This window comes from Symbiopectobacterium sp., assembly GCF_047692315.1.
GTDB lineage: Bacteria > Pseudomonadota > Gammaproteobacteria > Enterobacterales > Enterobacteriaceae > Symbiopectobacterium.
Genome location: NZ_JBLLJS010000003.1, coordinates 1 through 17,632, shown reverse-complemented (window position 1 = coordinate 17,632; position 17,632 = coordinate 1). Strand labels below are relative to the sequence as shown.

At 49.8% G+C, this 17,632-nt stretch carries 22 protein-coding genes, 1 other RNA gene and 1 pseudogene; 16 read left to right on the top strand and 8 right to left on the bottom strand.

Going from position 1 to position 17,632, the window contains the following annotated elements; all coding sequences use genetic code 11:
- Positions 1-401 precede the first annotated feature (401 nt).
- Entirely contained in the window at positions 402-1,127 is a 726-nt protein-coding gene (locus tag ACMZI0_RS00725) for a helix-turn-helix transcriptional regulator (RefSeq protein ID WP_415671585.1), read from the top strand.
- Here the strand turns inward: ACMZI0_RS00725 and ACMZI0_RS00720 are convergent.
- Positions 1,098-1,750: pseudogene (locus ACMZI0_RS00720) on the bottom strand (acyl-homoserine-lactone synthase). The gene ACMZI0_RS00725 and the pseudogene ACMZI0_RS00720 overlap by 30 nt on opposite strands.
- Positions 1,751-2,055: 305 nt before the next feature.
- On the opposite strand from ACMZI0_RS00720, the gene ACMZI0_RS00715 reads away from it, so the two are divergent.
- Complete coding sequence (locus ACMZI0_RS00715; protein WP_415671584.1) at positions 2,056-2,259, top strand: hypothetical protein; 204 nt, start codon at positions 2,056-2,058, stop codon at positions 2,257-2,259.
- A 173-nt stretch (positions 2,260-2,432) separates the two neighbouring features.
- Here the strand turns inward: ACMZI0_RS00715 and ACMZI0_RS00710 are convergent, their stop codons facing one another.
- From ACMZI0_RS00710 to smpB, 3 genes are all read right to left on the bottom strand, one after another.
- Positions 2,433-2,903: a hypothetical protein gene (locus tag ACMZI0_RS00710; protein WP_415671583.1), complete on the bottom strand. Its 471-nt coding sequence runs from the start codon at positions 2,901-2,903 to the stop codon at positions 2,433-2,435.
- A 262-nt stretch (positions 2,904-3,165) separates the two neighbouring features.
- Positions 3,166-3,529, bottom strand: a transfer-messenger RNA (tmRNA) gene (gene ssrA / locus ACMZI0_RS00705).
- A gap of 46 nt (positions 3,530-3,575) precedes the next feature.
- Positions 3,576-4,058: an SsrA-binding protein SmpB gene (gene smpB, locus ACMZI0_RS00700; RefSeq protein ID WP_415671582.1), complete on the bottom strand. Its 483-nt coding sequence runs from the start codon at positions 4,056-4,058 to the stop codon at positions 3,576-3,578.
- A 141-nt stretch (positions 4,059-4,199) separates the two neighbouring features.
- Between smpB and ACMZI0_RS00695 the strand changes: the two genes are divergently transcribed.
- Positions 4,200-4,496: an SRPBCC family protein gene (locus tag ACMZI0_RS00695; RefSeq protein WP_415671681.1), complete on the top strand. Its 297-nt coding sequence runs from the start codon at positions 4,200-4,202 to the stop codon at positions 4,494-4,496.
- Entirely contained in the window at positions 4,489-4,773 is a 285-nt protein-coding gene (locus ACMZI0_RS00690) for an RnfH family protein (RefSeq protein WP_415671581.1), read from the top strand. The genes ACMZI0_RS00695 and ACMZI0_RS00690 overlap by 8 nt, the downstream gene beginning before the upstream one ends.
- Before the next feature lie 47 nt (positions 4,774-4,820).
- On the opposite strand, the gene bamE is transcribed toward ACMZI0_RS00690, so the two are convergent.
- The 3 genes from bamE to nadK all read right to left on the bottom strand — a co-directional run bounded on the left by bamE (position 4,821) and on the right by nadK (position 7,973).
- Positions 4,821-5,156: an outer membrane protein assembly factor BamE gene (bamE, locus tag ACMZI0_RS00685; protein ID WP_415671580.1), complete on the bottom strand. Its 336-nt coding sequence runs from the start codon at positions 5,154-5,156 to the stop codon at positions 4,821-4,823.
- A gap of 189 nt (positions 5,157-5,345) precedes the next feature.
- Positions 5,346-7,007: a DNA repair protein RecN gene (gene recN, locus ACMZI0_RS00680; protein ID WP_415671579.1), complete on the bottom strand. Its 1,662-nt coding sequence runs from the start codon at positions 7,005-7,007 to the stop codon at positions 5,346-5,348.
- 87 nt (positions 7,008-7,094) lie between these two features.
- Positions 7,095-7,973, bottom strand: a complete 879-nt coding sequence (gene nadK, locus ACMZI0_RS00675) for an NAD(+) kinase (RefSeq protein WP_415671578.1) — start codon at positions 7,971-7,973, stop codon at positions 7,095-7,097.
- Between the two features lie 138 nt (positions 7,974-8,111).
- On the opposite strand from nadK, the gene grpE reads away from it, so the two are divergent.
- The 12 genes from grpE (at position 8,112) to nudK (ending at position 17,417) form a co-directional block, all read left to right on the top strand.
- Positions 8,112-8,699, top strand: a complete 588-nt coding sequence (gene grpE, locus ACMZI0_RS00670) for a nucleotide exchange factor GrpE (protein ID WP_415671577.1) — start codon at positions 8,112-8,114, stop codon at positions 8,697-8,699.
- A 327-nt stretch (positions 8,700-9,026) separates the two neighbouring features.
- Entirely contained in the window at positions 9,027-10,265 is a 1,239-nt protein-coding gene (locus tag ACMZI0_RS00665) for an Nramp family divalent metal transporter (protein WP_415671576.1), read from the top strand.
- Between the two features lie 159 nt (positions 10,266-10,424).
- Entirely contained in the window at positions 10,425-10,583 is a 159-nt protein-coding gene (locus ACMZI0_RS00660; RefSeq protein ID WP_415671575.1) for a hypothetical protein, read from the top strand.
- Positions 10,584-10,621: 38 nt separating this feature from the next.
- Positions 10,622-11,551, top strand: coding sequence for an iron-containing alcohol dehydrogenase (locus tag ACMZI0_RS00655; RefSeq protein WP_415671574.1), 930 nt, complete (start codon positions 10,622-10,624; stop codon positions 11,549-11,551).
- 183 nt (positions 11,552-11,734) lie between these two features.
- Positions 11,735-12,151 (top strand): 2-dehydro-3-deoxygalactonokinase, encoded by a 417-nt coding sequence (locus ACMZI0_RS00650; RefSeq protein ID WP_415671573.1) that lies wholly within the window; start codon positions 11,735-11,737, stop codon positions 12,149-12,151.
- Positions 12,079-12,753, top strand: coding sequence for a 2-dehydro-3-deoxygalactonokinase (locus ACMZI0_RS00645; protein WP_415671572.1), 675 nt, complete (start codon positions 12,079-12,081; stop codon positions 12,751-12,753). Before ACMZI0_RS00650 ends, ACMZI0_RS00645 begins: the two co-directional genes overlap by 73 nt.
- Before the next feature lie 111 nt (positions 12,754-12,864).
- Complete coding sequence (locus ACMZI0_RS00640) at positions 12,865-13,761, top strand: 2-dehydro-3-deoxygalactonokinase (protein ID WP_415671571.1); 897 nt, start codon at positions 12,865-12,867, stop codon at positions 13,759-13,761.
- A gap of 185 nt (positions 13,762-13,946) precedes the next feature.
- Positions 13,947-15,107, top strand: a complete 1,161-nt coding sequence (locus ACMZI0_RS00635; protein ID WP_415671570.1) for an MFS transporter — start codon at positions 13,947-13,949, stop codon at positions 15,105-15,107.
- An 85-nt stretch (positions 15,108-15,192) separates the two neighbouring features.
- Complete coding sequence (locus ACMZI0_RS00630) at positions 15,193-15,360, top strand: hypothetical protein (protein WP_415671569.1); 168 nt, start codon at positions 15,193-15,195, stop codon at positions 15,358-15,360.
- Positions 15,357-16,352, top strand: coding sequence for a helix-turn-helix domain-containing protein (locus ACMZI0_RS00625; RefSeq protein WP_415671568.1), 996 nt, complete (start codon positions 15,357-15,359; stop codon positions 16,350-16,352). The genes ACMZI0_RS00630 and ACMZI0_RS00625 overlap by 4 nt, the downstream gene beginning before the upstream one ends.
- Positions 16,353-16,371: 19 nt before the next feature.
- A complete protein-coding gene (locus tag ACMZI0_RS00620) occupies positions 16,372-16,800 on the top strand; it encodes an IclR family transcriptional regulator (protein ID WP_415671567.1) in 429 nt (142 codons plus the stop codon).
- Positions 16,801-16,838: 38 nt separating this feature from the next.
- Positions 16,839-17,417, top strand: a complete 579-nt coding sequence (nudK, locus tag ACMZI0_RS00615) for a GDP-mannose pyrophosphatase NudK (protein ID WP_415671566.1) — start codon at positions 16,839-16,841, stop codon at positions 17,415-17,417.
- Between the two features lie 42 nt (positions 17,418-17,459).
- On the opposite strand, the gene ACMZI0_RS00610 is transcribed toward nudK, so the two are convergent.
- On the bottom strand, positions 17,460-17,632 hold a 173-nt coding region (locus ACMZI0_RS00610), incomplete at its 5' end, for a transketolase-like TK C-terminal-containing protein (RefSeq protein WP_415671680.1).

The following is a 17,632-nucleotide window of genomic DNA, read 5'->3' as shown; positions in this document are numbered from 1 at the left end:
CTGGGTTTTTTATTTGAGACTTTTTTCTCCTTAGAACGTGTAAATATTCTATCGTTTATTTTTCGTTTAGTTTTTATTGATACACTTAGGTTAAGACTTGGTGTTAATTGATTCCTAATGCATTATAGTTAAAAAACGTGATTTGATTAGATGCATTAAATGGTTGTTACGGTTTGTTTGAATGTTTTTACGTATGTTTATGTGTCTTTCTCTATATCAAGAGTGTCATACATTGGTTCCTGGTGTTGGCTAAATTTGCCGCCTGGCCCTTGTGGCCAGTTTTTTATTTAAAGGTACTATAGATTGCTGATGTCACTTCGTAAATAGGCTGTTTGTTCAGGGAGGGGGACTGTCCTTTTGGCCAGTGGTAGTCTTAAAAAGACCTTATAGGTGCAGGATATATGAAATTTACATTCGGTTTTAACGCTAGTGACGTTTTATGCTCATTTTTGGAGCAAAAACTGGAAATTATAAATAATGCAATATTTGCCTACAGTATAATCAATAAGGGAAATATTTCAGAGATTTTCATCGCCTCCAACTATCATGATGATTGGGTGAAAATGTATCTAGATAATAAGCTTCAATATGTAGATCCGGTTGTGGTAATGGCACTAAGACGCTGTTCTCCATTCGTCTGGAATGAAGATATGTCAATTTTTTCAAACATAAAATTCACTGAGGTATTTGCTCTGTCTAGGACCTTTGATATCGTAAACGGATATACATTTGTATTGCATGATTATGATAATAATTTAGTGACATTATCGTTACTTATTGATAAGGATGCAAAGAATGAAACCGAGGCTGAAATCAAAAAAAACAAAAGTCAATTGCAGTTATTGCTCATAGAAATTCATGAGAAAACAGTAATGTTTTTTGATGATAATAACAAGGCACCATCTTTGAATGATGCCTTGTTTACTGCAAGGGAAACCGAGGTGTTGTACTGGTGTAGTTTGGGTAAAACCTATTCTGAAATATCCATCATTCTAGGTATTTCGCCGAGAACGGTGAAGTTTCATATGGCGAGAGTGAAATCAAAGCTTGGAGTCGTTAATGCAAAGCAGGCAATCCGCCTAAGCTCGGAGTTAGGTCTAATCAAAAGTCCTAGATCCTTGGGGTAATGATAGTGGCCAAGTGCATAAGTCTAAAGTTGGAGACGATAACGTTGCACTTATTTTGGCTGCCAGTGCTGTTTGGTTTTCTAAAGTAACTGGAAGAAATAATAAATAAATACGTTCCTTTTCCGATAAGTATCCTTCTTTGATGTTCTCGAACTGCCATCCCGCACGTCTTAATATGGATAACATCGCTTTGCTTACGATGGTGTATATACCATCAAACCCATAATGATGGGAGTAATTTATCATAGATAATAGAAGAATTGTGCTAATCGGATAATGGCAACCCAATAGCTTTTGAGCTCTTTCTTTGTGTACAAAAAAACGGCTTGATTCTAGGTAATTCCCTTTTTTAAATTTTATTTTTCCAAAATGTGATTGAAATGTATGTGTTATCATATTAGGGTTTTCTAATTTAATGAATCGCACGCTGCAAATAATGTTTGACTGAAAAACTCCTATCATATAATTTGTGTCTGTATTGTCATACTCATCAAACTCCATATCATTTTCACATTGCACCTGCCAATTCAATCTTTCTTTAAAAGTTTTTTTCCTCAAATGGAATAATTCATCTTTTTTTGTTCTTTAAGTGATTCATAACTGACATCGAACATTTCTAACATGTTATCCTCCAGAGAAAAAATTTATCTATGAATTGCATGAAAAATAAATTGGAATAACTGATTTTAATGCATTCATTAAATTTTATAATTTTATAATTAAACGATTAATCAATTTGAAGCGAAAAATGGTAATTACATGATTTAATCTAGTTACTTTAATTATGAAATCCTAAAGAAGTTTGAAAAAACCACAATCACCTATCTCCTCACTCGGGATTTCTTACACCCATCATAAAGCACAGCAAACGCTCTACGGGCACTGAAAATGAGGCACTCATTCCTAATAACTTGAGGTTACGCATAATATGTACAGCCAGAGTACACACAAAATAAACGCCCGCATGAAAAAACCGGCGCTACACCGCACCCGCCTGCGGTTTTCGGATCAGAGAAATTTTTCAGTTTTATTTTTCTACAAACCAATGCACCAGCCCGTGCCGCTGCTGGGCTTGTTGTGGAAATCCCAAACTGAAATGATTGAAAAGAATTTCAGGTTTTTTCAGTTTTAAGGATCTCGGATGGATCAGGTTAAAAAATTAACCGATAGATATTAAAGAATTTTTTCTGTTTTTCATCGGTTGAATGGATTTAGTTTTGGAAAGTTGCGTGGATGGCGCGAAAGGAAGAAAACCAGGCAGGGCGCTGGCTTTAGGGTAGATAGGGTGATTTAAAAAACTGAAATTTATATCATCTGGCCAAAACCCCAAATACACATATAAACAAAAGTTACCCAAGCGAAAATATGAGGGAAGTAGTGGAATCCAATAATAGGCGTGTCAAATATCCGTAGCGCTAAGAATCTAGTTTTAAACCAGATGCATTGCCAATACCCAGTATTTGAAGGAGTTAGATCTCCGTCTTTGATGTTGGAAGCCACAGGCCCAAAGTGAACACATAACGCTTCATCATTGGTATCATTGCCATAGTAATAAAACATGAAGCGATGTTTAAAGCGCTCACGTTTATAAGACACATAATCATGAGGGGCGGTTTGTGGGATGCTTTCATGAGACCAGCTCCATTTATGTATGTCTACTGCGCCGGGTAGCTTGTAAGACTTTGGAGGAAACACAGCGAGAATTAGTTTAGATGAGTTTACTTTTTCAACGAGCATCTGATCGACTGCTGGCTTGTTGCTTTGGCGAGCTAGCACAAAAAAACGCTGCCAGCTAAAGAGCCAAAAAGCGATCAATATGATAGGGGCAACATGCAGTGAAGTAAGTTTTAGTCCTAAGTTGCCGATTAGGATGGAGTCAGAGAAAGATGCCCACCCCCTAAAAAGAGAATGAGACCAGCGGAGGAAACGATTAATCGTGTGCTGGCTGATTTAATATCTTCCATGTTCACCTGCATATGGCTGTCGCCATTAACATGAAAAAGGGGGTTACGAAAAAATCGTAACCACTTGATTTAATTGGTGGAGCTGGCGGGAGTTGAACCCGCGTCCGAAATTCCTACATCCTGGGTACTACATGCTTAGTCTAGTCTTTACATTTGCTTGCCAGCTGCGGACAGACACGCCACTAACAAACTAGCCTGATTAGTTTTAACGCTTCAACCCTAGGCAGGGCATCCACGCGATCTCTTTTGGGTTTAACCTCTCTTGATCCCCGTCCTAAGAGCGGAGGCTAGGGAGAGAGGGCTCTAAGCAGATTATTAAGCTGCTAAAGCGTAGTTTTCGTCGTTTGCGACTATTTTTTTGCGGCTTTTAACGAGGCCAACCGCCCCTCGGCATGCACCCCGGGTTTCGCAAATCCCGTCGAATCCAGAATCAGCCCCGAAGTATTTTAATAGTATAACAGAACGATGATGCCTGACGCTACCGTTAGCGGTTGGCGTTTTTCATGATGCGCGCTTTATCCATCTGCCATTCGCGTTCTTTGATATCTGAACGCTTGTCGTGCTCTTTCTTACCCTTGGCTACGCCAATTTTCACTTTACACCAGGCGTTCTTCCAGTAGAGCGAAAGCGCAACCACAGTGTAACCCTTGCGGTTAACTCGCCCGTAGAGCGAATCCAGTTCGCGCTGGTTCAATAGCAGTTTACGGCTGCGCGTAGGATCGCACACCACGTGCGTCGAAGACGCCAACAGTGGCTGAAAGGTCGAGCCAAACAGGTAAGCTTCACCGTCACGCAGCAAAATGTAGCTGTCGCTGATGTTGGCTTTACCTGCGCGCAGTGATTTTACTTCCCATCCTTGCAGCGCCAAGCCCGCTTCGAACTCTTCTTCAATGAAGTATTCGTGGCGAGCACGCTTGTTTTGCGCAATGGTGGCGGAACCGGGTTTATAAGCTTTTTTCTTTGTCATAGTGTCGTCATTATACTGGATGTTAAAGGGAAAGACATCACTGCCGCATCAGTGAGCGCACGTTGAGGAAGGGATGCGATCGTCGCCTCAGAATTTTTACCATCCGGGCCATCGGTGCTATTATTCCGCGCGTTTGATGTTATACGGAAAAAGCTATGCCCAAGATTAGTCGCTCTGCACTGGTGCCTTACAGCGCGCAACACGCTCACCGAGAGACAATGCATCAGTATGCAGCTGGTTGATGGCCCGTTCCGTCAACTGAGTGGGGATTGGCGTTTTATTCCCTTAAGTGCGGATGCCTGCAAGGTGGAACTGCATCTGGATTTTGAGTTCACCGATGCATTGATCGAGCTGGCCTTTGGCAAGGTATTTAAAGAACTGGCAAGCAATATGGTGCAGGCCTTCACCCAGCGCGCCAAAGAGGTATACCGTGCCTGAAATCCGTGTTGATGTGGTTTATGCGCTGCCAGAACGCCAGTATGTGCGATCAGTGACGCTGGAAGAGGGTGCTACGGTAGAGCAGGCTATTGCCGCATCAGGGCTGCTGGCATTGCGCACTGATATCGATTTGCAGGTCAACAAAGTAGGGATCTTTAGCCGACCAGCCCGTTTAACGGACACAGTGGCGGAGGGCGATCGCGTAGAGATCTATCGCCCGTTGATTGCCGATCCTAAAGAATTGCGCCGTCAGCGCGCGGAGCGTTCCAAAAAATAAGGCACACTGTGTGCCCTATCATGCGTGTTTTGATCACCACACCAATATCAATTCAGCGTCGGTTGATTCTTCACGTTGGTCAAAATGCCATCCTGGCTGAAGGTCAGCGTCAGCGTTTGCTGTTTCACGGCCTCATGCCCCGGTTGCTGGCGGAAAACGTAGAACCAGGTGTCACTGCCAAAGGGGTCTTGCATCATCGGCGTACCCAACGTATAGGCAACCTGTTGCTTGGTCATGCCGGTGTGGATTTTTGCCACATCAGCCGGTGCCAGATAGTTCCCTTGGTTGATATCTGGACGATAAACCAGTCTTTCCAGCGTAGAACAACAGGCGGTCAGCATAACAACCATCGCGGCGATGACGGTCAGCGTTTTACAGCACATAGTAAATACATTCCTTAAGGGCATAAGTTGCCGATGATAATAGACCTTGCCTGTCTTGAAAACCGGCAAGGCGCTTGTGTGACCACCGGAATGCAAAAAAGTTGATTATTTTTGCCTGAACGCCAACGGTAACAACAGTAAAACGTACTCAGCCATTGGCCATGGTTCGAGATGCCTGCTGTTGTTTTTTTACGCTGCCAGCAACTCTTTGGCGTTCGCCAATGTGTTTTTGGTTACCGCACTGCCGCCCAACAAACGGGCCAGCTCTTGTAACCGTGCGCGTTTATCCAGCGGCTGCATCAGCGTTTCGGTGGCAGCACCGTCGGTATGTTTGCTGACAAAGAAGTGTTGATGCCCGCATCCGGCAACCTGAGGTAAGTGGGTCACACACATCACCTGAGTGGATGTTCCAAGCTGGCGCAGCATTTTGCCAACAATCGCGGCGGTCGGGCCGCTGATGCCCACATCCACTTCATCGAAAATCAGCGCTGGAGTGTCCATTTTACGCGCTGTAATCACCTGAATGATCAATGCGATACGGGAGAGTTCGCCGCCGGAGGCGATCTTCGCCAGCGCCTGATGCGGTTGACCGGGGTTAGTGGTAACCAGAAATGCGATGTTGTCTGCGCCATAGGCAGTCAGGCGTTCCGGTGAGAACTCCACCTCAATGGAGAAATGGCCGTGCGGCATGGCGAGTTCATGCATTTGTGCCGTAATCAACTGAGACAGTTCATGCGCATGGTGCTGACGGCGGGCATGTAACTGTTCCGCTGCATGAAGCGCCTGTTGGTGATATTCGCTGACCGCGAGACTGAGCGTGGCGTGGTTGCTCTCTTGTTCTGCCAGTTGCTGCTGTTCATCCAGCAGTTGCTGGTAGAATGCGGGTAGGTTTTCCGGGGCGACGTGGTGTTTACGCGCCAGCGCCATCTGGCGTGACAAGCGCTGCTCCAGCTCATAGAGTCGGGTCGGGTCAAGATCCGTTTGTTCGCTGTAGTGGCGCAACTCATCGCTCGCTTCGCTGATCTGAATGCTGGCTTCTTCCAGCATATTCAGCACGCTGCCCAATTTTTCATCCATGGCAACGAGCTCACTGAGCTGGTGTTTTGCACTGTGGAGCATGCTCATGATGTTCTGCTCGTCATTTTCGCTGAGCAGTTGCAATGCATGCTGGCTGAGCGACAGCAGCTGGCCGCTGTTAGCCAGCCGTTTGTATTCGATGTCAATTTGCTCGTATTCGTCGGGCTGTGGGGCAAATTCTTTCAGTTCTTTGAGTTGGTATTGCAACAGTTCACGGCGCGCTTCACGTTCGATATTCGCTTGTTGTAACTGTGCCAGATCACGACAACTTTGGTGCCACTGTTGCCAGATTTGTTGCATGGCAGCAAGCAACTGCGGTTCATCGGCATAGGCATCCAGCAGGTGACGTTGGTGTTCAGGTTTAAGCAGCAACTGATGGGCGTGCTGCCCGTGCAGTTGGATCAGGTGCTGGCCCAGCTCACGCAACTGGGATAATGGCACTGCGGTGCCATTGATAAATCCGCGTGAACGCCCGTCGGCACTGATCACACGGCGCAGCAGGCACTCGTTGCTGTCATCCAGTTGGTTTTGCTCCAGCCATGCCCGCGCCGCTGGGGTGTCGTTCAGGGAGAAGCGGGCACAGATATCGGCGCGCTGTGCGCCGGGGCGCACCATGCTGGCATCAGAGCGGTTGCCCAGACACAGGCCCAATGCGTCAATCGCAATGGATTTGCCCGCGCCGGTTTCGCCGGTGATAACGCTCATACCTGATTGAAAATCAATTTCTAACTCACGCACGATAGCGAAATGACTGATAGTGAGTTGCACCAGCATGAATCACCTTCCTGTATGCAATAACAGACTGTAATTGCATACATTATAATGCCATTTTTTAACCAGTAAAGTGGGTGGCGCGAAATTTTAGAATAATTTTTTCGACCACCCCAGTTTTGTGATTAACATATTGAAGTAGCTATAATTTTCTGGGTGTATCAGGTTTAGCGAATATTGGCTGCGGGTAATCAGTACCTCTTCTCCTTCCTGTACTGGCAGCGTTATCTGGCTGTCACAGCTCAACTCCAGATCGTTGGTGATATGCGAAAACTTCAGGCGGATGGTACTGCTGCTATTTATCACCAGTGGGCGCGCTGAAAGCGTATGTGGAAACATCGGCACCAGCGCGATGGCATCCAGTGAGGGCGTCAGAATGGGGCCGCCCCCGGAAAGCGAGTAAGCGGTGGAACCGGTGGGCGTTGAGATAATCAGGCCGTCCGAGCGTTGGGAGAAGGCGAAACGATCGTCAATATAGACTTCGAATTCAATCATATGGGCGACTTTTCCGGGGTGTAGCACCACCTCATTGATCGCCGTGCTGGTGCTGTCCGGCTGATTGCGACGGCAAACGTGCGCTTCCAACATAAAACGACGTTCGCTGAGATAGCGCCCCTCCAGCACTTCAGAGAGCTGCTGCTGCGCCTGATCGGGATCGAGATCGGTCAGGAAGCCAAGATTTCCCCGATTGATGCCAATGACGTCGATGTCATAGCGAGAGAGCACACGGGCAGCACCTAGCATGTTGCCATCGCCGCCGACCACCACGGCCAGATCGGCTTGCATACCGATCTCCGCCAGACTGCCAGTCAGCGCGTCGGGCAGGTTGAGCTCGTGGGCGATATGCTGCTCCAGCATGACTTTATAGCCTTTGCCGTGCAGCCAGTGATACAACATCTCATGCGTTGCCAGTGCCGTGGGGTGGCGCGGGTGGCCCACAATGCCAATGCAATTGAACTGGTTAGTCATCGTTATGCTTTTCCTTACCCTGTGCCGCCCGGTGTCGCGAAATCTGTCGGTATATGTGACTGCTTCTCTTGAATCCCCGGTTTTCATCCCCATAATAAGCGAACAAGCGAGATGAATGCTAAAACCGCGGAGAATTTCATGAGTAGTAAAGAACAGAAGTCGCCTGACGAGCAAGTCGTAGATCAAATGGAAGCGGCACAGGGACAACATGCGGAAGTGGAACCTGCAACGACAGACGTCGCCAACCCGCGTGATGAACGTATTGCCGAACTGGAAGCGCAACTGAACGAACTACAGCAGCGTGAGCGCGACACCGTGCTGCGCGCGCGTGCCGAAACGGACAATATCCGCCGTCGCGCTGAAATGGACGTGGAAAAAGCGCACAAATTTGCGCTAGAAAAATTTGCCGGTGAAATGCTGACGGTGATCGATAACCTCGAGCGTGCGCTGGAAGCGGCCGATCGCAGCAACGAGTCGCTCTCTTCGTTGATTGAAGGTGTGGAGCTGACGCTGAAATCGCTGCTGGATGCTGTGCGCAAGTTTGGCATCGAAGTGGTTGGCGAAGTGAACGTACCGTTTAATCCGGAAGTACACCAGGCCATGACCATGCTGGAATCTGCCGACCATGCGCCCAATTCAGTGATGATGGTGATGCAAAAAGGTTACACCCTGAACGGTCGTTTGCTGCGTCCTGCCATGGTGGCTGTTTCTAAAGCGAAGGGCTAATTTCCCTGTGCGACCCGCGCACGTCCTGAGGCTAAGGGCAGGCGTAACAAATTGAAATCAATAAAAACCCCAAGTGACTTTACCTTGGAGTTTTTTGTTTATATTTTGTTAACAATATGGCAGAGATCACATTTCTATGGGGAAATGCGTGTCTGGGGCTGTGATAGCTCAGGTCTGGCCGTGAAACATTTTTGGTTAAACCTATGTCCCTGCTAACAGTGTTGATTTTGGCTATTGCAGCAATCAGTTTTGCCATTACAAATGCACTTGATAATCATTATCATTCATGACAGAGTGAATCTTATAGAGGTCATTAAGGGTCATTGTATGCCGGGGAGCCGAGTGATAGAGACTGCCAGCCGCACGTCAAGGAAACTTAAGCTTTCCCTGATGGGGCCAGCATTTATAGCGGCGATCGGTTATATCGATCCGGGTAACTTCGCTACCAATATTCAATCGGGGGCGGCCTACGGCTACCAATTGCTGTGGGTTGTGGTATGGGCCAACCTGATGGCGATGCTGATTCAGCTGCTTTCCGCCAAGCTTGGGATTGCCACAGGGAAAAATCTGGCAGAGCACATTCGCGATCGTTTCCCACGCCCTGCGGTATGGGCCTATTGGGTGCAGGCGGAGATCATTGCCATGGCAACCGATTTGGCCGAGTTTATCGGTGCTGCCATCGGCTTTAAGCTGCTGCTGGGCGTTTCGCTGCTCGAGGGGGCGATTCTCACCGGTATTGCTACTTTCCTGATTTTGGCGCTGCAACAGCGCGGTCAAAAGCCGCTGGAGATGATTATCGGCGGGCTGCTGCTGTTTGTTGCTGCCGCGTATATCGTCGAGCTGATCTTCTCGCGTCCTGAAATGGCCTCGCTGGTGCGTGGCATGGCGGTGCCGCAGCTACCCACCTCGGATGCGGTGCTGTTGGCTGCTGGCGTATTGGGAGCCACCATTATGCCCCATGTTATTTATCTACACTCTTCATTGACCCAGCAGGGTGAAGACCACACCCGTGCCGAGCGCTATGCAGCCACCAAAATCGACGTGGCGGTGGCGATGACCATTGCGGGGTTCGTCAATCTAGCGATGATGGCTACCGCTGCTGCGGCGTTCCACTTTAGCGGCAATCAGGATATCGCCGATCTGGAGCGTGCCTATCTCACTCTCGATCCGCTGTTAGGGCGAGCGGCCGCAACCATTTTTGGCTTAAGCCTGGTGGCCGCAGGGCTCTCTTCTACCGTTGTGGGTACGCTGGCCGGGCAAGTGGTGATGCAAGGGTTTATCCGTTTCCATATTCCACTGTGGGTGCGGCGTACGGTCACCATGCTGCCTTCGTTTATTGTGATTATGTCCAGCATGGAACCTACTCGCGTGTTGGTGCTGAGTCAGGTTCTGCTCAGTTTCGGTATCGCGCTGGCGCTGGTGCCTTTGTTGGCGTTTACCGGAAATCGGGCGTTGATGGGATGCATGGTCAACGGACGTTGGGTGCAGAATGCCGGTAATGCGATTGTTTTTATTGTGGTTTCTCTCAATGCTTATCTGCTGATTAGCACATTTTTCCTCAACTGACGCAACGTAATATTTCTCACGCCTAACGGATTGTCGTCACAATAAATGTGATGGCAGTCCATTTTTTTATCAAAAGGCTGGCGCTCATTTTTCCTCCTCTCTATTATGTGGATCATTAATACGAACAGCGTTCGCATATGCGAACAAAAGAGGTGAGAGATGCCAGCTTTTGATTACAGTAATCCCGTCAAATTTCATTTTGGATTAGGGCGACACAAGCAAGTGGGCGACATTGCACGTCCTTACGGTAAAAAGGCGCTGCTGGTTGCGTCAGACAGCTCCAAACCCACCGGGCAGTTGCAGGCGGTGCAGCACTGACTGAAGCTGGCGTAGCGTTAGAGGTTTACGATCGCTTTATGCAAAACCCACTGTCCACGCTGGTGGCTGAAGGCTGTGATCTGGTGATTGGTCTCGGCGGCGGTAGCGCCATGGACATGGCGAAAGGGATTGCATTTTCTGCGGTAAATGAAGGCAGCATTTGGGATTACGTGTTTGGCCGCAAAGTAGGAATAAGCGCGTTGCCGATCATTCTCATCCCAGCCACGGCAGGTACCGGCAGTGAAGCTAACCGCACGGCGGTATTCACCAACCCGGAAACCAACGACAAGAAAGTCTTGGTGAATCCGTTAATCTACCCGAAAGCAGCCATTATTGATCCTGAATTGATGCTGACCCTGCCAAAACGCGTGATCGCCGGGCCGGGCGCTGATGTGCTGTTCCATGCGCTGGAATCCTACATTTCCAAAAATGCCACACCGTTCAGCGAAATGCTGTCCTTGCGCGCTATTGAGCTGATCGCGCAGAACCTGCCGCTGGTCTATGAAGATGTCACCAACGTGGCTGCCTGGGAGAAAGTCACACTGGCCAGCTCATTGGCGGGCATGGCGATTGATTGCGCGGGCACCACGCTGCCGCACGCGTTGCAGCATCCGATGGGCGGTCTGCTGGACGTGGTGCACGCGGAAGGTATCGCAGCCATTTATAAACCCTTTATGGAATATACCTGGCCTGCGGCACCGGAGAAGTTTGCCGCCATCGCAAAAGCCATGGGTGTGGATACGCGTGATATGAGTCAGGATCAGGCGGCAGAAAGCAGCGTGGCTGCGGTTCATCAATTCCTGACCGGCATTAATATGGTTCCTACGCTGACACAATTGGGCGTAAAAGAAGAGCACTTCGATTGGTTGATTAATAATGTCTTAACCACCATGAAAGTCGTGCTGTCGAATAATCCACGTGTACCAGACGGAGAAAAGATTCGGGAAATTTATCAGGGCCGCTTGTAATTCTGTGTGCGTTATCCACCAGGGATAAACGCTTATTTCTCTGGTGTGAGGTTTAATTCATAACGACCCACACCGGACAATAAAAAGCATATTCCGCCTGACGAAATTTTTTTCGTCAGAGGACTTCTGTACCCATTTTTTGATGGCCGTTATAAATGTTACGACAATAAGAGGCTAACTATCATGTTTGTGGTTATTGATTGCGGTTCTACCAATACCCGCCTTTATCTGATCAAAGATCAGGCGGTAATCAGTAAAAATGAAATTCCTGTTGGAGTAAACAGCACGGCAGCGACCGGTAATAACATTGCCTTGAAAGAGGGCATTGCTGCCGGATTCCAACAACTGCTGGCACAGGAAAACCTGACACTCAACGATGTGCGCTTTGCCATTGCTTCTGGGATGATCACCTCTAACCTGGGGCTGGTCGAAATCCCGCATCTGACCGCACCCCGGTCAACATTGATGATCTCGCCACCTTTGCCCGCTAATACCGCGATCCGGCCATTTTTCCCGTTGATATCCCGGTGGTGTTTATTCCCGGCATTAAAAATGCGGCAGGAAAGGGCGGATGGGAAGGGATCGCTTCGCTGGATTTGATGCGCGGTGAAGAAACGCAGGCAATTGGCATATTGAGCCGTCATCAGCCCGCATTGCCGTGCACCATCAGTGAGTTGGGATCGACCACCAAGCTGATTCACATTGACGCGCAAGGAAGACTTGCCGGCAGCATGACGTCGCTGAGCGGTCAGGTGTATGCGGCCATCCTGAAAGAGACCTTTATCGGCTCCAGCGTCAAAAGCGCCGAACCTCAGCCAGATTGCTTCTCTGAGCACATTGCCGACGTGGCCTACCGCAGCGTGCAGCAGAGCGGGCTGTTGCGCACCATCCTGCTGACCCGTTTTATTCAATTCTCACTGGATACCCAACCGGCGGAACGCAAGCTGTTCTGCGAGGCGGCGATTGCGGCTGACGACATGAAGCTGTTTGCCGATGCTCAGCAGCAAGGGTTTGACCTGAACGGTGAGGTGATTTTTGTTGGCAACGCGCAGCGCTGCCGTATCTACCAGCACATGATGAAAAACGTGCTCGACCTGACGCGCCCGGCGACGCTCATCACGGCGCGGGAAGATATTGACCGGCTAGTGGTGGAAGGGGCGGGCTATATCGCCGCTCGCGTTGAACTGGAGCAACAGGGTTAAGGGCAGGAGAGAGAAATGTATTCCGTTACCATAGATACTGGCACAACCAACACGCGCGTTTTTGTCTGGCAGGACAATCGCATTATTGCTGAAGCCAGCTAGGCGGTTGGCGTGCGCGATACCGCCATCACCGGCAGCAAAGAAACCCTGACGCGCGGCGTACAGGCCGCCGTTCAGGCCGCACTGGCACAGGCGGCGTTACCGTCAGATGCTAAAGTGACCTACCTTTCCGCTGGCATGATCACCTCCAATGTTGGGCTGTGTGAGATTCCGCATGTTGTTGCGCCAGCAGGCATTAACGAATTGGCGGCGGGCATGGTGCAACAGGTAATTCCCGAGGTGAGCGATCAGCCGATTTGGTTTGTTCCCGGCATTCGCAACAACGATGGCGTTGTTGCTCCGGAAAACGTCGAAAAAATGGATGTGATGCGCGGTGAGGAAGTGGAAACCATCGGGGCGATTGTCGCGCTGGATATTCGCGGCCCGGCGCTGATTATCCAGCCGGGTTCCCACTCCAAATTCATTAAAGTCGATGCTGATAACCGCATTGAAGGCTGTGTGATGACCATTGCCGGTGAGCTACTGGACGTCATTACTCAGCGCACCATTCTGGCCAGCTCGCTGAAACACCAGTTCGCCAATGAAGTGGAAGCGCAGTATCTGCTGCAAGGCGCGCATGATTGTGCCGCCGTCGGTCTGGCGCGCAGCTGCTTCTCGGTGCGCATTCTCGATATGTTCGCTTCACTGAGTGATAACCAAAAAGCGAACTATTTGCTCGGCGCGGTATTGCAAACGGATATTCTCGCTATCAAAAACAGCAAGGCGCTGAATATCTCCCCGGATGCCACGTTAGTGATTTGCGGCAAGAAAATATTAAAGAACGCCTTTGAAATATTAATTAAGGATGATGCCTTTTTTACCGGCGATGTGGTGGTGATTGATGATAATCGGCCCTCGCTGTCTGGCTTAGGTGCATTGGAAATTGCCCGGGTCAGGAAAATTATTTAACTAACATTCCGCCTTTAAGTAGGCAGAAGAATGTCATTACCTCTTACCCTACAGGTATTATTATAGGAATATCACGATGAGTACTCTGGTTAATACCGATGCCGCGAGTAAAAAAATCGGCAAGAAACGGTGGTTTGTCGTTTTCTTGTTATTAATTGGCGGCATTATCCATTGCTGCACCAGACATGATGAAAGATCTGCATTTGACCAATACCGATATTGGTTTGATGGGGTCCGTATTTGCGCTGATTTACGCCATGTGCCAGCTGCCTTCCGGCTGGCTGGTAGATAAATTTGGGCCGAAGAAAGTCTATGGTTGGGCGATCGGCCTGTGGAGCGGTGCCACCATGCTGACCGGTGCCTGTAGTAACCTGATGACGCTGCTGTTTGCGCGCGGCATTTCTGGATATTACCGAAGCTCCGTGCTGGCCGGGCGCAGCGAAAATTGGTTCCCGAAAAAGGGGCGCGCGTTGGCGACAGGCTTCTGGGATGCGGCTTCCAAATGGGGCCCGGCCATTGCTTCGCCGATTCTGGTGGCCATCATTGTACCGTTCGGCTGGCGTGCTCTGTTCTTTATCGCCGGTGGTATTGGTCTGATCTTCCTGGTGTTTTTCATCTTTGCCTACCATCAGCCGGAAAAACACCCGACGCTGAGTAAAGAAGAGCTGGATTACGTTAAAGAAGGCGGCGGCACGGCAGAAAAGCTGGGCAACAGCGAAGTCACCATTAGCTGGGGCGGGCTGTTCAAGTACAAATGCGTGTGGGGCATGATTCTCGGTTGGTTCTGCTATGTGTGGATGATGAACATCTTCACCACCTTCCTGCCGTTCTATTTGATGAAAACGCAGAACATCGAGCTTAAAGCGTTGGGCATCTACGCCAGTATCCCTTACTTCGGCGGTATCGTCGGGGCCATTGGCGGCGGATACCTGTCCAATTGGTTGATGGATCGCGAAATTTTCAGTGATTCACTGGTTGCCAAACGTGTCACCATCAGTGTCTCCGCGCTGCTGGCAGGCGTTGCGGTAGTGGCTATTCCGTTCGCGACCAGCCTGACCGGTACGCTGGCCTTGCTGGTGATTGCCATAGCGCGGCTCTCGGCACTCTCTGCAATGGGCTGGGCGTTACCGGGTGATGTCGCACCGGCATCGATGGTGGCCTCTGTGGGCAGTATCCAGAATTTCGGCGGTTACTTCGCCGGTTCACTCTCACCGCTGGTGACCGGCATGATCACCGATGCCACCGGTTCTTACACCATGGCGTTCGTCAGCGGCGGGATCATCGCTGGCTGTGCCGCCCTGTGCTACTGGTTCATCTTCAGAAAACCGATCGTCGCTAATGCATGATCGCAGTGAAGGCGGCCTCGCGCCGCCTTTTTCGCCGTTTGTTGCAGTCGATTTAATAGTTAATTAAAGGGTTATAAGATTATCAATGATTAAGCACCAAGTGATTCACGCCATAGAAGAAACGGGCATTATCGCGATTGTCAGAGGGACAAAACCCGAGGAGGTAATCCCCGTTGCACGCGCGCTCTATGATGGCGGTGTGCGTGTGTTGGAAGTGACCTGGCAACACGTCAGGTTATCTGCGCAGTATTGAAGCGCTCACGGCGGAATTGGGCGACAAAATGTGGATCCGGTGCGGGAACCGTTATCAATCCGGTGATGGCGCAGCTGGTGATGGATGCGGGCGCCAATTTTGTGCTGGCACCGGATTTTAATCCGCAAGTGGTCAGCATGGTGCATGAGAAGCAGAAGCTGATGATCCCGGCTGTGGCCACGCCGTCGGAAATATTGCAGGCGTGTCGCATGGGCGTCGATTTGCGTAAGCTGTTCCCGGCTAACGGTCTGGGCGTCAACTATCTGAAAGAGTTGCAGGGGCCGCTTAACAATCTCTCCATCACTCCTGTTGGCGGCGTGACGCTGAATAATGTCGCAGACTTTGCACAGGCGGGTGCGTTTGCCGTTGGGGTGGGCAGCGAACTGATCAATAAAACGTTAGTGGTCGAGCAAGAGTGGCAACAGTTAACCGAGCTGGCACAGACCTTATTACCCGTTTCCGCGAAAATAAAAAGCCAGACTACGTTTCTTATCCTCTTTGATTCGCTATCGCGTTCCGATAAAGGTGATCTGCCGCAATATCAACGCGGGTTGCCCTTATCGGCACTTTTATTTTTTCTTACCGCTATGGTTATCTTGCATAATCCCGCGCAAGCGAATGCATGGGGATGGATGGCGTGGAAAAAATCAATCGCTCGGTGGCCAGAGCGCTGGATATGCTGGAATTGGTGGCAGGAACGCAGGAACGCAGGGACGCGGGATGAGTTAACCATAACGGAAATCAGTACTCAGTTAGGCATACCGAAAAGCACCACCTTCGATATTATTTATACGCTGGTGTATAAAGGCTATCTTGAAATCGCCAATCCTCGTGTCAAATCTTTCCGTCTGGGGCTGAAGTTGTTCCAGACCGGTGCGGTTTATCTCGATCAAACGCCCTTTCGTGAAGCCGCACGTTCCGTGCTGGAGGAGCCGGCTGCCGCCGCGCAGGAAACCTCGTTTCTGGCGATGGAAAACGACGGCATGCTGTAAAGTGGAGAGTGCCACATCAGTGCGCACGTCTGCGCGTATCGGCTCCAATAACCCGCTTTATTGTACCGGTCTTGGCAAGGCGCTGCTGGCAACCATGCCGGATGAACAGGTCAAAGCCATTCTTGATAAAACCGGCGGTTTGCAGCCGATTACTCCCTACACCGTGACGGATGAAGCGCGTTTTTTCGGGGTGTTGAATGAAGCGCGCCAGCGTGGCTACGTAATTGACGATCGTGAGCATAACTCGGAAGTCTTTTGTGTGGCGGCACCTATTTATAACGCGCGCGGCAAGGTACAAGCAGCCCTCAGCATTGCCAGCCTGTTTTCCAAAGTAAAAGATAACCCTGAGCGCATTGCCGAGCTGGGTTCGCTGATCTCAACGGCGGCACTCACTTTATCGCGTCGAATCGGTTTTCGCGGTGAACATCTATATCAGGAGTTTTGTTAAATCAGCCGCGTGGTTTTCGCGCGTGATGGAGGGTTGTGATGTCGTCTCCCATAAAGCTTATTGAAAAGAAACTGCTGTCCGATAACTGGTATGTGCTGCACAAGTACACGTTCGATCTGAAACGCAAACACGGCGGTGTGGTGCGACAGATGCGGGAAGTTTATGACAAAGGCGATGGTGCCACCATTCTGCTCTATAATCGGGAAAAAAAGACGGTGCTGCTGATGCGTCAATTTCGTATGCCGACTTACGTGAACGGGAATGAGAGCGGCATGCTGTTGGAAACCTGTGCCGGTCTGTTGGATGATTTGTCGCCGGACGCGTGTATCCGTAAGGAAGTCATGGAAGAGACGGGCTACATTATCGAGAAGTTCGAAAAGCTGTTTGATGCCTACATGTCACCCGGTAGCGTGACGGAAAAGGTTCATTTTTTTGCTGCAGAATACGAGCCTTCCCAGCGTAAGGCGAGCGGTGGCGGCGTGGAGGATGAAGACATCGAAGTTATCGAGCTACCGTTTACTGACGCGTTGGCGATGATCAAAGACGGACGTATCCACGATGGTAAAACCATCATGCTACTGCATTATGCGCAGCTTCAGGGATGGTGTGCAGCGTGAAACCTATGAAGGGGCGTTTCTGAGGCGCCCCAGTTGTTGAAGTCAGCCCTGGCGTAAGAGCGAACTCGCCACATCCACCACGTTATCAACCGTAAAGCCAAACACCTCGAACAGTTTTTCCGCCGGAGCCGACTCGCCGAAGCTGGTCATGCCCACAATCGCGCCGTTCAGGCCGACATACTTGTACCAGTAGTCTGCAATCCCCGCTTCGATCG